The sequence below is a fragment of the Parvibacter caecicola genome (assembly GCF_003725335.1).
GTDB classification, from domain to species: domain Bacteria; phylum Actinomycetota; class Coriobacteriia; order Coriobacteriales; family Eggerthellaceae; genus Parvibacter; species Parvibacter caecicola.
Genome location: NZ_QIBY01000062.1, coordinates 1 through 515 on the forward strand (window position 1 = coordinate 1; position 515 = coordinate 515).

At 69.9% G+C, this 515-nt stretch carries 1 protein-coding gene; it reads left to right on the top strand.

Annotated elements, in window-relative coordinates; all coding sequences use genetic code 11:
* Positions 1 to 515 (top strand): MATE family efflux transporter (locus DMP11_RS10175; protein WP_268935270.1); only part of this gene is annotated, 515 nt, incomplete at both ends.

Here is a 515-nt window from a genome sequence, read left to right on the forward strand (position 1 = left end):
GTCGGCCTCGCGGCGCTCGACCCCATCCTGCGCGCCTCGGGCGCCGACGACGCGGTGCTGCCGCACGCGCGCGCCTTCATGACGGTCATCATCGCGGGCTGTCCCTTGCAGTTCGTGGCGTTCGGCATGAACAACTTCATCCGCACGGCGGGCCACCCCAACCGCGCGCTCGGCTCCATGCTCGTGGGCACGGGCGCGAACATCGTGCTCGGCTACCTGTTCATCATCGTGCTCGACGGCGGCATGACGGGGGCGGGGCTCGCCACCGTATGCTCGTGGGCGCTCTCGGCCGCCTTCGTCATGAAGTTCTTCCTGAAGAGGGGCTCGCCCATGCCGCTGCGCCGCGAGGCCCTCGGCATCAAGTGGCGCGTGGCGCTGCGCATCTGCGCGCTCGGCGTGGCCCCCTCGGTCATGGAGCTGGGCTTCGCGGTGTCGAACATGATCATGAACAACCTGCTGCTGTTCTACGGCGCCTCCGACCCCCTCGGCTCGGACGGCGCGCTCGCGGTCATGCG